This window comes from Pedobacter sp. GW460-11-11-14-TSB4, assembly GCF_059423705.1.
On sequence record NZ_JBWKYI010000008.1, the window covers coordinates 56,321 to 69,685 of the forward strand.

The following is a 13,365-nucleotide window of genomic DNA, read 5'->3' on the forward strand; positions in this document are numbered from 1 at the left end:
AAGTATTAAAAAAAAGCGAGGCCTGAAAGCGATAAGCTAAAATATCGCTTATAAATAAAGTCTTATTCTGTATATTTAAGAAATTCTTTACACCATAAATTAAAAACACAGTTGAAAACCGCCAAACTCTTTTTACTGGGTTTAATGCTCCAGCTTTTCTGTATCATTACCGTTTCTTTCGCACAGAAAAACACACCAGATACGGTAAAAACCGGCATTTACGTTACCAGTATACACGATATAGATTTTAAAGACAAAGAATATACCGTTAACTTCTGGTTATGGCTGAAATATAAAAACAAAGAATTTAATTTTGCCGATAACCTTGAAGTGCCTCAGGCTAAAACCGTTAGTAAGTCGTTTTCTACCATCGATACCAGTGGAAATGAAGTGTACATGCTGATGAAACTGCAATGTGTAATGAAAGATTCATGGTCGATTAACAATTTTCCATTCGACCATCAGTTACTGAGGCTTTCGGTAGAAAATTCACAATTCGATTCCTCATCACTCATATTTGTACCCGATACCCTGGGCAAACAATTTGATCCCCGTTTTACCCTGCGCGGCTGGAATATCGACAGTTTAAAAACTTCTGCAGCCAATAAAATTTATGAAACAGCTTTTGGCGATCCCAGTATAAAAGTGCCGAGAACCGAATACAGCAGTTATAAGGTAAGGATCGGGATTAGCAGAGATGCTTTTGGCCTGTTCTGGAAAATGTTTTTAGGCATGTATGTTGCTTTTTTTATTGCCTACATGTGTTTTTATATCCATGCAGATAGCATCGATTCGCGCTTTGGACTAAGTGTAGGCTCGCTTTTTGCCGTAATTGGTAATAAATACATTATTGATGGCTCGCTGCCCGAATCGACTACTTTTACGCTGGTAGATACCTTACACGGAATTACCCTGGTATTTATTTTGATTGTGATCATATTAACGGCCTTTTCTTTAAAAATGATCAAAAGAGGAGAAGAGAAAAAAGCGGAAAAGTTTGACCGGTTTTTCTCCATCTCGCTTTTAACCATTTACCTTCTTTTAAATATTTTCTTTATTGTAAAGGCTATAAATGCTTAATCATTTAAAATAACTCGCTTGTGCCCAAATGGGCGTTTACAATGCGGGTAATTTGCTGGCCCAGTTCTTTTGCATTACCAATCCCTACGCTTTTAAGCGCCGCCAGCTGGTCGGTCGTTCTGGGCATTTTTTCGGCAATAGAAAGTAGCGCTAAGTCAGAAAGTACAGCATAATCCTGCGTGCCCCGCTGCAATGCGATGGTTTTGCGCCATTCAACCAGGTTTTTATAAACCTGTGGATTGGAAATCTCTTTTGGTTTGATGCTCGATTTAACCGGTTTTTTCTCGGGTTGTTTATTCCCTGCTGCATGCAAGGTGTGGATATAATCTTTGATCGAAAAAGGATTCCACGAAATTTTAAATAAAGCCAGCTTGATCTGCAATGCATCTTTACAGTCGTTTAATACCGTAAGCAGTTTATCAGAGTGGGTATCATTATAAAAGTTGATGGCCACAATTCTTGCCATTAAGCTAATGAGCTGTTCGAGTTTTGGAACGAAATAAGCAGAGGCTTTCTGCAAACGTTCCATAAAAGCACTTTCATTGGCCGGATTTTCATCGGTGCTGATTTTCGAAAATTCCTTTGCGATAAAATTCCTGGCTACTTTAAAGATTTCCTGCTGAAGGATCTGGTTGCCCTGTTCGTAAATAGATAAAAAGGCATTCTTCTCATCTTTGTCGATCAGTTTGGAACGCCCCAGCTTTTCCCAGTCTTTGGCTACCAGCGAGAAATCCAGCAATTCATGGATCAATCCCCAGGCATATTGCTGACTATAACGTGCCAGCAGCTCAGGCGTAGGTTTGTCCTGGTGCGTGACCTTTGTAAAACTGATTACTTTGGCATCGGTAATGATGTTTTCGGCAACCACAGGTGATTTTAAAATAAGTCCTTCTAAACTTCTGCAGCGACTGAGTGCTACGTAAGCCTGTCCGTGGGTAAATGCGGTGCTTACATCCACAATCGCCTGATCGAAGGTTAATCCCTGGCTTTTATGTACGGTAATGGCCCAGGCCAGTTTAAAAGGATATTGCGAGAATGATCCGGTGCTGGTTTCGTCGATTTTATTTTCTTCGGCACTCAGGCTATATTTAACATTTTGCCAGATTTCTTTTTCCACTTCGATTTCCCGGCCACCGTTAGTGAAAGTTACTTTTATCGAATCCTGACTAATTGCCGTTATTTTTGCCGCTTTTCCATTGTAATACTGCCTTTTGCCCGACGAATCATTTTTGATAAAGATGACCTGCGCACCCAGTTTTAACTGGAGTTTTTCATCAGTAGGATAGGCATCCTTCGGGAAATCGCCACTTACCTCCGCATTGAATTCGAAAATTTCTCCGGGTAATTTTTCCAAACAGCCCTGGTTAATTTCGTTTACCAGCTGGTTATGTGTGGTTAACGTAATGTAATCGTCTTTCCATTCCTGATTTAAAGAGGGATCGTAACGTTCATTCAGTTTTGCAAGAAGACCAGCATCGAGGCTGTTTTCGCGCATGCCGTTCAAAATATCCAGAAATACGGGATCTGACTGGCGGTAAACTTTATCCAGGGCAAAAGTAAGCATGGGTGTCGACCTGAAAACCAGGCTATCAAAAAAGTAGGGACTGGAATAATAACTGCCCAGGATATGCCAGGCATCATGAAAAATAGGAGAGAGCTGGTAAAGATCGCCAATCATCAATACCTGAACGCCACCAAAGGGACGGTTTGAGCCTTTAACACGCTTTAAAGTACGGTCGATGAAATCAATCAGATCAACCCTAACCATACTAATCTCATCAATAATTAATAAATCAAGGCAGCGTAATAACCTTGTTTTTTCATCCGAGTATTTAAAATTAGTTTCCGCATGTTCATCCCCAACCGGAACCAAAGGACCGAAAGGAATCTGAAAAAAGGAGTGAAGCGTTACGCCTCCGGCATTGATGGCGGCCACCGCAGTGGGGGCAACAACGGCGAAATTCTTTTTCGTGGTATCTCTAATCTTGCGCAGGAGGGTGGTTTTACCCGTTCCGGCTTTACCGGTTAAAAAAACAGGCTGGTTGGTGGTGGCTAAAAAATCTAAAAGAAGCTGGTTGTCCGGATCGGGCGTATTCATATCAATTACAAAATTAACCTATTCGAAATGGATTTGAGGACAGATGAACGAGCGTTTTATCCACAATTTGAGATTAAAAAAGATGGAAGGTAAAATGAAAAGTAAAATTAAGCACTTGAAAATGAGTTTATATTCTTCCTTTTTATGAAAAAATGCCGAAAACATTTTCGAAAATTCAATTCAAATTTGTAACATTGCACTCGCAAAAAAGAATAACCTTTTTTCCGGGCCTATAGCTCAGCTGGTTAGAGTAGAAGACTCATAATCTTTTGGTCCCTGGTTCGAGCCCAGGTGGGCCCACTGCTTTAAACCCCTTTAAGGATAACTTGAAGGGGTTTTTTGTTGATCAAAAAACTATGCTTTAGACCGTTTAAGGGCTTTTGTGTTGGTAGGCTGTATAATGGCTATATGAGCGTTTATGCCGGAATTTCTTGAAAGGTGTTGAGGGGACAAGCTTAAATTGGTGCAGTAGTTAGATAGATACTACCTATCCCTACTTCTCAATATCCATCTTTCAATCTATTTCTTTCTTTTAAGGGGAAAGTTTTAGTTTAGGATATCCGTCTTTGGATTTTAAAGGTGAGCCGCCAACTCCATGCTTTATAAGCAAACTCTTTTTATCAAGAGCCGCTAAACTGATATTTGTCATTTCCGAGCTTTGTAACTGCAGATTGGCAAGTTCTACCAAGGCGTTAGCAGAAGGGATGCCTTTGAAACGCTGTTCAAAATATAATGAATTTGTATGAGCCTGAGCAACTTCGAGTATAAGACTATCAAGATGGTTCTTCATTGACTGCTCAACTTCAACTTTTGAAACTCGCTCAACAAGTGTGGAGGTTGCAGACATTAAAGCACCTTTAATAAAATCTGGAGTAGCAAGGACTTTATAGGCGATATCTACATCGGATCCAATTAGATCAAGGTTCTCGATTTGCTTTTTGTATTCGTCAATCAAGCCATTGAGATTTTGATTAGCAAACTGTATAGAATCAGCCTCGTTTGAAATTGTGTTAATTTCCTTAACCTTAATCTCTTTTAATATCTTCCGGTTTGAGACTTGTAAGACAGCATTTGACTTCTCTATCGATGACTGAATCTGTTTAAATGAATCTACAAATGGTGACCTGCATCCTACCATTAAAAAGATCAGTACAATTAACTTCCTATTGTTCATTTGTATGTGATTTTAGTTTTAACCACTCGTTAAAGTACCTAATTACTGTCTCATCAATATTGCTTCTGTCCACTCCATCAATATACCATTGTACTTCATCACTTATTAAATCACTCTTGGCATAATACAGAAAGTAGAACTGCTGAAGTGATTTCTCATAATCAAGTTCAAGGTAAAGATCTCTAAGCTCAGTAAGAACTTTTACTGATTCTAGCGTACCATCAAGGCACATCTGTATAAGATAACTGACGTAATTCCATACAGTTTGGAGTTTGTCAGAGAAGGACAAGCCCAATTCATTAAGTGCTTTTGTAGTCAAGGTTTGCATTTCAAAGTAATCGAATGGCTCACCCATACCTGCCAGAATAACAAGATGTTCAGTTTCAAAACCACTCACTAGCATTTCAACTGCCCAATCAGACCAAGTCCTGTCAAAGTCACGATCTAATGCTTTATAAGCTAAAATCCTTGTAGTATTATCTGGCATCGATTGCTTGTGATCTATTGCCATTGCCAATCTTTAAGGGGCTTACCCTTCAGATCCATCATTTCATTGATATAGAAAGTCTTGCCTTTACTTCCATTAGTATAATATAGATGCACATTAACTGGTTCCCAAAGTAGGTGATGATTACTACCGTTAAATAACAGTGGTACTGTAGCAATAGAGGTTACCTCGTCTTGGAATAAGGGGCTTGTGTTAGGAAAACTAAAGATTGCAGTTTCTTCTTCATTCCTCATAAAGTTTGGAGGGTTTCCGCTTGCTAATATCTTGCGGTTAATGTGTACTTCGACTTTATACATGTTCTCAATGCTATTACTGATATTTGAAACTTGAAAAATGAGAGCCATGTGTAAGGTTTTTAAATAGCTTGAGCCTACAATGGATGATGAACCAATCTGAAGAATTAGATTATCAATAACTAGCTCAGTGTTATCTTTTCTATTATATGATTGGCGTATCTCATATTCCTCCATTGGAACAGACATAAAATTATACCGTTTGTAATACCTATTATCCTTACTTAAGTGTGGAGCGTCATAACTATAAGGAATCTTGACAACATAAATACTCTTCTTTATGTCTCCGTCTATCCTAATTGGATAGATTTTAATGTCAGATATGCGACGTTGTACATAGGAGTTGATGATTGTTTCAATCCATTCTTTAGTGAATTCATTGCCATCTATAAAAGAAAACTCCGATGCAACATGATCAACTTCTTTGATGCCATAGACTATTATGCCACCATCGGAATTGGCAAATGACGCAACATCTTTTGAGATTTCAATACGCTTTTTATCGCTTTTCTCTAATGAACCAGCGCTTTTAAAATCCAAGTAGATAGACTCTTCCACTTGGTTCTCAATCAACGATTGAATATCATCAATTGTATAATCCTCTTTATCATAAAAGCTTTTCATGCCATCTGATATTATTTAACCCCATCTAGGTATTTCCAGTTTAAATGTTTGCATAAGCCTTGTAAATCTGGATATATTGTTCTATTGTTGACACCATATCGGGATAGTTTTCTCATTATCTGTGGTTTTGATTCAGCTGAAATTATTATTTGGCTAACACCATCTTTATGTTCAGTATTAGTTTCAAGTTTGACAAATCGACTATGCTTCTTTGAGTAAGCATGAACTGTAAACCAACCAGACTGCGCAACTATTCTTTCATTATTGAGTGTTGGACGTAGAATCTTGGTCTTAGAAATCGAAAAAGGACAACTTTTACTTGTTATATCTACTAAAGCACTTTCTTCAGCTTGAAAGATGTACACATAAGAATCTTGTTTCGCATAGTATTCACTTCTGCATGCAAACCACAAGGCAACTAAAGGATTGCTTGACCAATCTAGAAGTCTTGTCTTCATTTCATAATGCTGCGCAATAACTAACAAATCCCATTCATTATGGTCTTTATTTAACATCATAGGTGATCTTCTTCGAAGATCATTTATCATATCAAACTCTTTTTTCGATGAGTCAAATGTTGGATTGTCTCTACAGACTGATGGCAGTAAGGGTTTGTTATCAGACTGGCCTCGGTAGAGATTATAGGCCTTTCCTTTTTGGCAAACCTTATCAATTTCAATAAGGTAGTCCTCAAATGAGTTAATTTTTATAGAGGTCATTATAATTTAGTGAAAACAAAGATATAAGAATCGAGGAAGATTATAAGGTTGACAATCAGTAGGTCTGCACGTTCTTATTTTGAAGGGGTTAATAAAAACAGATATGATAAGAAAATGTGCAGCCTTAATAATGGACTTTACTCATCAATCCATTGACTAACATCGTCCACTGGCTGTGGCAATCTTCCTTCTAACCATTTCATTAATGTACCTGGTTTAAAGTCTTTATCATCATTTTCTATTACCCATGATAGATAATCTGTTGGCCCACCGTTCAAGTACGGTGCAGGTGATACTGGATAGAATTTACTTGGAAGCCTTTCATTTATAGAAAGATAATTAATTACACAACTAAGTTCTTGAACAGCATGCCAAGCAAGGTTATGGTGTATATCTATTGAAAACTTAACCCACCAATTGCCTTCATCATCTGAGCCAAATGAAATTGGTGTCTGAACAGATGGTATGCGGGTTAGGTAATCAATTAAGGTTTTGAATGCTCTATCATCCATTGAGTGTTGTAGTTGTTAGTAGCTAATGCGTGTAAAAAGTTAATGTTTGGTCAAAGATTTTTATGAACTATGCTATTGCCACCCTAGTATACATTGTGGATTAATTGGTGTTTTGACAAGGCTGGTTTCAACAAAGTCTGTCTCAATAATAACATTGCTACAGCTTTGCCCTTCGTATTCATTTCCGGCTATATGGTTGCAATTAAGATAGCTAGAACTACAAATAGAACATAGTGTGCGACTTGCCATACCTGTAACACTAGCACCATTTAGCCGATTTTGAGCAATTCTTCTTTTAACTAATTTATCTGTTATATAACCCTCGGATGCTAAACCGCGTTCATCCTCCCATAATCTACACCAACCAACGATTTTAGGCTTATGCTCCAAATATATAGGTGTCGGAAATTTTATGTTCGGGGGAATTGTGTTAAAACAACGGTCAAACCCGTCTTTAAGCTCTTTTCTTATGGTGGTTATTCGTTGTTTATTTCCTACTGGTTGTTCTAAACCTAGATAGTTATATGAAATAGATGAACCATCTGTTTGTATATTCAGATTATGAGAGGGCTGCTTATCATTCCAATCTAAGAGTTTCTGAACTTGGTTAGTTATCAGGTTTGTTATAACTGTGATTGGTATATTAAATAACAGAAGATTTACCGGGTCGGCAAACCATTCTCTGAGGCCTTTGCTATAAAGGTAATAAACAGGAAGACCATTATCTGGTTCTATCACTACCTTATAACCTTCAGCCCTCAAGGTTTTAGCAAGCATCAGAGCATCTCTAGTGATAACCCTTCTATTGGGAAATCTAGACTCATAGGGATTAAAAGATTCTATTCGTACCTCCATTAAATCATCATTTGCAGCTGCGCCCATATTACTTAGAATCTCTTACGCCAATAGCTGAAACTTTGTCTTCAGGCAATGCATTGTAAAGATCCCCGACTTGCTTAGGAAGTGATATCATGTATTGTACAACGATATTAGTTAGTTCGAATAAGCTACCTACAACCTTGGGATCATCTGTGTCAATCTGCCCCGGATGTACTGCCTCGTTACCGGTTACTCTTACAATATCCAGTGATTGTTGAACAATAATAGGCAGTCCCTTTGCAACTAGGTGCTTAATGTCAGAATTGATATTTGTTCCTGATTCTCCGAGCTCCTTGCAAAGGATCTGAATACCTAACCTTAATAAGGCAGCGGCTCCTCTTGGCGATTTTTGGTATATAGAAGCTGCCTCAAGGTAAATCTGTTTGACGTTTTCTGGCATGTCTTCGTTTGCAGTAGGAGCATTGCCATTGTCTGGATAATACATTCTGTCAATAATCCACAGTGTGTTTTTATAACAGTGTGCACAGGTGCCCACACGAATGTGATTTGAGGATTCGTTAGCATATATACCATCAGCCCATGATCTCGTCCACCAAGTTTGCTGTGCAATAGCTGAACAATTAGGACATGTAAATGACTTCGCGAAAACTTTAGGTTCAATATACTTCATATGAGATTAATTAAGAATAGTAAATATATAAATCCAACTTGATATGGGCGAATAGACGTTATGAATGTTTCGACGGTCGTTGAAATAGCTTGGAAGAAGCAGTATACATCTATTTTGTGTAATTGTATTCGGATTCTATTTCACTTTGATTACTTCCCCAACCATCGTTTTATTATTGAAGTTGGCAGTGGTTTTCATTGTATAACCGTTTTCATAGGTTTTAGTAATTCTAACAGTTATTAAAGCATTCCTAGGAATTTGAGGATACTTAAGGAACGCGCTTGCATCGGGTTTGAGTGTATAAGTACAGTCATCTATCCATTGAATTTTAAAAGTTATTGGCTTAGTAGCGTTATTGAAATACTCAAGCTGATAGTTTTTATACCGTTTAATTGTTGTGGGAATACCTCGTGTAACCATCTTAAATACACCCTCTCTCATTTTTCTACAATTGACAGACTGTGCACTTGCAAAATTAAATAGTATAAGAAATACGAAACTAGGAATGAGAGTCTTTGAGTTTAACATATATAAAGGCGTTAATATTATCTCAAATATAGATATTGCAGTTGGCATTTAAATAGCTCACCGCCCGCGAACTGAGATGATGTGTGAGAATTACTCGCTGTGGAATAACGGGATTCGATTTATGTTTTAACACAAGCACAATACATTATTTCGATTGCAAAGGTGAGCTGAAAAGTGGAACCTGACTATCTTTTCCAGAATATAGCGAAGCAAATCCTAAACATTTGTCTGATTTTTCATAAAACCTGGGATTCAATTAATTATTTTAGCTGTACAAAGCATCACACTACAAAGTGGGCTTAGCTATGAAGCGTGCAATTGGGCTAAGCAACAACATCAATTAAAAATAAAAACCATGAGAGCAATTAATCCCTGGATCAACTTCAATGGAAATGCGGAAGAAGCATTCACCTTTTACCAATCCGTTTTTGGCGGCGAGTTTACAAAAATCACCCGTTTTAAAGACTTATCAGGTCCCGATTTTCAGGTAGCCGAAGAGGAGGCAAATAAAATCATGTACATCGGCTTGCCGCTTGGCCAAAACAATGTATTAATAGGCAACGATGTTCCTGCATTTATGGGGCGGGTAAGCGAAAATGAAAACCGGTCTAAAATACACGTGAATGCCGAAAGCCGCGAAGAAGCCGATCAAATCTTTAAGGGATTGTCGGCAGGAGGGGAAGTGGAAGGGCCAATTGACGATAGTCCATGGGGCACCTATGCCGGCATGTTCAGGGATAAATATGGCATTGAATGGGTGGTAGAGTTTGATCCAAATTAAAAACCCAGGCCTAGCTGTAAACCTGTTGAAAGTGCGGCAGGGAGGTTGTTCCCAAATCTCACCGGGAAAGGTATGGCCAGGTATACACTCGCGTTTTTTCCTTTTTTGATCACCTGGTTCAACACCGGTGTAAAGCCGTAACGGCCGCTGGTTTCAAATGCTACACGACCGATAAAAGTAAAGCCGTGTTTGAACCGGAACATCGCCCCCGGATGAAACAAGACTGAACTTACTTTCGAAATGTGTTGTTCGGTGCGGATACTGGGTGCAATTTCGAAACTGATCCCGAATTTGTCGTTCTTTAAAATGTTTATTCCAAACGGAAAGGCGAGCGTGTATACCTCCGAAAAGTTATCATGAAATCCATTTTTGTCCCAGGATCCGATGGGGTGGAGCAAGCTGAAATAACCGGTTACTTTTGGATAGACTGGGCTTTGAACGGTTTGTTGCGCTGTTGCGGGCAAACTTAGTGTAGCAGCGAAAACCAGTGAAAATGCACAGTGCAGGATCATTGATCTGGTAAAAGTTTTATGCATCATTGAAAGCTAAATGAATTTAATGAGTAGTCCGATAATGGCCGCTATACCAATGATATAAGGCTCCTGTAATTTTTTGATGTAGAGGAGTGCCAGTATAGTGGCTACGGCGATCAATGCGGTTGGAATATCTTTTATTGAGCGCATGCCGATCACCATGACCGAACCCACCAGGGCGCCAATTACAGCGGCGGTAATTCCTTCTACGAATGTTTTCACGCTGTTGTTTTTTGCAATCTTTTTGAAAGAAGGGGCTAAAGCTACTGTAAAGATGTAACAGGGTAGAAAAGTAGCAAGTGCTGCAACGCAGCCCCCCGGAAAACCTGCCACAAGATAACCGATAAAGCCGACCGTAATCACTACCGGTCCGGGGGTGATCATGGCAACTGCAACCGAATCTACAAACTGTGCCTCGGTGAGCCAGCCAAATTCCTTTACTACACCACCATGCAGGAAAGGTACAATGGCCAGTCCGCTGCCAAATACAAAGGCGCCCGCCTTCGCGAAAAACCAGCCGATCTCTTGTAAGGTTTTGCTGTCATAGTTCCAGAAACCAGTACTAAATAAGATTCCGACAGGGAGATGGGAAGGTTTTTTAATCCATTGTGGTGGGGCTTTAATCAGCATGTACAGGATGCCACAGCCTAGAAAAAGTAAAACTTCCTCTTTTTCGGTAATCACGGTGATCACGATTCCGATGATATAGAACAGCCATAAAAGCCATTTGGATTTAATGGCAGCTGGTTCGAATTTGCTGATTGATTTGATGGTTAGTTTATAAGCACTGATGGTGATGATGCCGATTACGGCAGCACCTACACCATAAAATACCGCTTGCATCCAGGCCAGTCCGCCATAAAGCTGGTAAGCCATACCAAGCAAAACCACCATGATGAAGGATGGCAATACAAAGGCTAATCCGGTTAGCGTAGCGCCAATTAAACCATAGTGTACAAAGCCAATATAAATGCCTAGTTGCGCGGCCAGCGGTCCCGGTGCCAGCTGGGCAAGTGCCAGTCCCTCTTTGTATTCTTCCTCTGTGAGCCAGCCTTTCTGCACCACCAGATCGCGCTGCATATAACCAACCAGCGCAACCGGACCACCAAATCCCCAGGTGCCCAGTTTCAGGAAATATTTTGTGATTTCGGCTAGTGAGTATAGTGGTTTGACTTTATCTGTTTGTTCTTTCATCAGGCAAATTGTATTTCATTACAATATTGCTGATTCGCAAAACCTTATAATTGTACAGATTTAACTATTTGTATCCGTTTTACCTTTTTGGTGTTTTTTCCTGTAAAATGATGGATTTTCCCCGGTCTGCTTTTTAAAAATCCGGTTAAAGTGGCTCTGGTCTGAAAAACCTGTGAGGTAGGCAATTTCGGTTAAGGAGTAAGAGGTGCTTTCTATTAAGAGCATGGCCTTTTCAATCCGCATCTTCCGTATATAATCTCCAAAAGACAAGTTATCAAAATATTTGGAAAATTCCCTTGATAAATAGGCCGGGTTAATCTCCAGTTCATCCGAAGCTTGCTGAAGGCTCAATGACATATTGGTATCCATCTGGTCCTGTATCATTTCCCGTAATTCATTTGCCCAGGCCGGCGCTTTCTTTCCTTTATTTTCCCGAAGGTATCTGGTATAAATCTCCAGTAACATTTGTTCAACTGGTCCCGCCTGTGTATGCTTTTTGTGGTAAAGGTGTTTTGCCCAGCTGTACAGGCCATCATAAATCTGTATACCCAGTGCCAATAATTCCTGGTCGTTTGAACTGTGGTAGGCTAATCCCGAAAATACAGCTTCGAGGCCGGCTGCCTGTGGAGCAAAGTCATGGCGATCGGTATCTGCCCCACGCACGATGGCCGCTATGCGATTAAGCGCTGTATCTTTTAGCTGGTGTTTTTTGATGAAATAATCGAAAGTGCACTGATCGTCGTAATGCGTATATTCAACATCTGGCATGTCGAATGGTGTGGCTCCTAAGGCTTCAGCCTTCATCATCACCTGATCTGAAGGTACATAAATAATTTCTGCATCAGGATCGATAAAACGCCTGATCAGCCATGGGCAGGCAATCCGGTCAATTTTCGGGTGTTCACGGGTGATCCATTTTGTCATTGGTATTTGGCCTATAAGCAAAGTTAACGATCGTAGCTGATTTTAATGTTAATAAACTGCTGTTCAGTGAGTCGAAATTTTATAATAACAAGATAAACGTTTGGTGAGTGGCTGAAATTAATTTTGATCTTAATGCAATTCTTATAAATTTGTGCTTACCAAATAAACAATTAAGGCCTAAACTTCCCGGAAATCCCATTTAATTTGCATAGCTCTACCAAGAGAAAATTACAAATTATCGTAACTTCCGGATATTAAAATACAAAGCATGTTCAGTAGAAAGAGTGAGGGTGTTATGGAGATGTTGCCGCCGGAACAGCTATTTAAAAAGCTTTATCCCCGACTCTGTGATTTTGCCTGTTATCTTTTGAAAGATAAGGAACTGGCAGAAGATATGGTTCAGGATGCTTTTATGGTTTATCTGGAGCAGCGGGAAAACGTTTCTACAAATTTCAATGCGGTAAAATCATTTTTATATACAGCAATAAAAAATGCCTGCTTAAATAAGATCCGGCACAACAATGTGGTTGATCTTTACAACAAGAAAAATCCGCTTAATATTTACACTGATCCTGAAATACTGGAAGGCATCATCCATGCGGAAGTAATTGCAGAAATTTATGATAAAATTAATGCCCTGCCTCCGGGATGTGCCATGGTAATCAGGTATGGCTATTTGGAAGGATTGAGCAACAGTGAAATTGCTGACCGGATGAATATTAGCATCAACACGGTTAAAAGTCAAAAAAAGAGAGCCCTTGTTTTACTGAAAATGCATCTTGGAAAAGCAGCTATGGCACTTTTCACGGTGATGTATCTAAATAATTAATTTTTTTTAAAATATTTTCCATCCTTTTTTAAGCTTCAGGTTTCTTAGTGATATAACC

Annotated in this window: 15 protein-coding genes and 1 tRNA gene; 4 read left to right on the forward strand and 12 right to left on the reverse strand. The window is 39.2% G+C overall.

Annotated features, from left to right (window positions below; all coding sequences use genetic code 11):
• The first annotated feature begins 111 nt into the window (after window positions 1-111).
• Window positions 112-1,080 carry a ligand-gated ion channel gene (locus AC07YT_RS10270; RefSeq protein ID WP_086546807.1) on the forward strand — a complete coding sequence of 323 codons (969 nt, stop codon included), beginning with the start codon at window positions 112-114 and terminating at the stop codon, window positions 1,078-1,080.
• A 4-nt stretch (window positions 1,081-1,084) separates the two neighbouring features.
• Here the strand turns inward: AC07YT_RS10270 and AC07YT_RS10275 are convergent, their stop codons facing one another.
• Entirely contained in the window at window positions 1,085-3,178 is a 2,094-nt protein-coding gene (locus AC07YT_RS10275; protein ID WP_086546806.1) for an HRDC domain-containing protein, read from the reverse strand.
• 226 nt (window positions 3,179-3,404) lie between these two features.
• Here AC07YT_RS10275 and AC07YT_RS10280 point away from each other — a divergent pair.
• A tRNA-Ile gene (locus AC07YT_RS10280) sits at window positions 3,405-3,478 on the forward strand.
• A 232-nt stretch (window positions 3,479-3,710) separates the two neighbouring features.
• Here AC07YT_RS10280 and AC07YT_RS10285 read toward each other — a convergent pair.
• The 8 genes from AC07YT_RS10285 to AC07YT_RS10320 all read right to left on the reverse strand — a co-directional run bounded on the left by AC07YT_RS10285 (window position 3,711) and on the right by AC07YT_RS10320 (window position 8,959).
• The gene (locus AC07YT_RS10285; protein WP_086546805.1) at window positions 3,711-4,352 is read right to left on the reverse strand and encodes a hypothetical protein; all 642 of its coding nucleotides are present in this window, start codon (window positions 4,350-4,352) and stop codon (window positions 3,711-3,713) included.
• A complete protein-coding gene (locus AC07YT_RS10290; RefSeq protein WP_086546804.1) occupies window positions 4,342-4,863 on the reverse strand; it encodes a hypothetical protein in 522 nt (173 codons plus the stop codon). The genes AC07YT_RS10285 and AC07YT_RS10290 overlap by 11 nt, the downstream gene beginning before the upstream one ends.
• Window positions 4,854-5,777: an AlbA family DNA-binding domain-containing protein gene (locus AC07YT_RS10295; RefSeq protein WP_086546803.1), complete on the reverse strand. Its 924-nt coding sequence runs from the start codon at window positions 5,775-5,777 to the stop codon at window positions 4,854-4,856. The genes AC07YT_RS10290 and AC07YT_RS10295 overlap by 10 nt, the downstream gene beginning before the upstream one ends.
• An 11-nt stretch (window positions 5,778-5,788) precedes the next feature.
• A complete protein-coding gene (locus AC07YT_RS10300) occupies window positions 5,789-6,496 on the reverse strand; it encodes an FRG domain-containing protein (RefSeq protein WP_086546802.1) in 708 nt (235 codons plus the stop codon).
• 137 nt (window positions 6,497-6,633) lie between these two features.
• Window positions 6,634-7,008: a hypothetical protein gene (locus AC07YT_RS10305; protein WP_086546801.1), complete on the reverse strand. Its 375-nt coding sequence runs from the start codon at window positions 7,006-7,008 to the stop codon at window positions 6,634-6,636.
• A gap of 72 nt (window positions 7,009-7,080) precedes the next feature.
• Complete coding sequence (locus tag AC07YT_RS10310) at window positions 7,081-7,890, reverse strand: hypothetical protein (RefSeq protein ID WP_086546800.1); 810 nt, start codon at window positions 7,888-7,890, stop codon at window positions 7,081-7,083.
• 1 nt (window position 7,891) lies between these two features.
• Window positions 7,892-8,518, reverse strand: a complete 627-nt coding sequence (locus AC07YT_RS10315; protein ID WP_086546799.1) for a DUF4145 domain-containing protein — start codon at window positions 8,516-8,518, stop codon at window positions 7,892-7,894.
• 135 nt (window positions 8,519-8,653) lie between these two features.
• The gene (locus tag AC07YT_RS10320) at window positions 8,654-8,959 is read right to left on the reverse strand and encodes a hypothetical protein (protein WP_494945302.1); all 306 of its coding nucleotides are present in this window, start codon (window positions 8,957-8,959) and stop codon (window positions 8,654-8,656) included.
• Between the two features lie 442 nt (window positions 8,960-9,401).
• Here AC07YT_RS10320 and AC07YT_RS10325 point away from each other — a divergent pair, with 442 nt between their 5' ends.
• A complete protein-coding gene (locus tag AC07YT_RS10325) occupies window positions 9,402-9,827 on the forward strand; it encodes a VOC family protein (RefSeq protein WP_086546797.1) in 426 nt (141 codons plus the stop codon).
• Here the strand turns inward: AC07YT_RS10325 and AC07YT_RS10330 are convergent.
• From AC07YT_RS10330 to AC07YT_RS10340, 3 genes are read right to left on the reverse strand one after another with little or no spacing between them, the layout of a single operon-like run.
• Window positions 9,824-10,366, reverse strand: coding sequence for a hypothetical protein (locus tag AC07YT_RS10330; protein ID WP_086546796.1), 543 nt, complete (start codon window positions 10,364-10,366; stop codon window positions 9,824-9,826). The two genes, AC07YT_RS10325 and AC07YT_RS10330, sit on opposite strands and share 4 nt — an antisense overlap.
• Window positions 10,367-10,372: 6 nt before the next feature.
• Window positions 10,373-11,554: a chromate transporter gene (locus tag AC07YT_RS10335; RefSeq protein WP_086546795.1), complete on the reverse strand. Its 1,182-nt coding sequence runs from the start codon at window positions 11,552-11,554 to the stop codon at window positions 10,373-10,375.
• Window positions 11,555-11,614: 60 nt separating this feature from the next.
• Window positions 11,615-12,478, reverse strand: coding sequence for a chromate resistance protein ChrB domain-containing protein (locus AC07YT_RS10340; protein WP_086546794.1), 864 nt, complete (start codon window positions 12,476-12,478; stop codon window positions 11,615-11,617).
• A 268-nt stretch (window positions 12,479-12,746) separates the two neighbouring features.
• Between AC07YT_RS10340 and AC07YT_RS10345 the strand changes: the two genes are divergently transcribed.
• Window positions 12,747-13,307: an RNA polymerase sigma-70 factor gene (locus AC07YT_RS10345; protein ID WP_086546793.1), complete on the forward strand. Its 561-nt coding sequence runs from the start codon at window positions 12,747-12,749 to the stop codon at window positions 13,305-13,307.
• The last annotated feature ends 58 nt before the right edge of the window (window positions 13,308-13,365 follow it).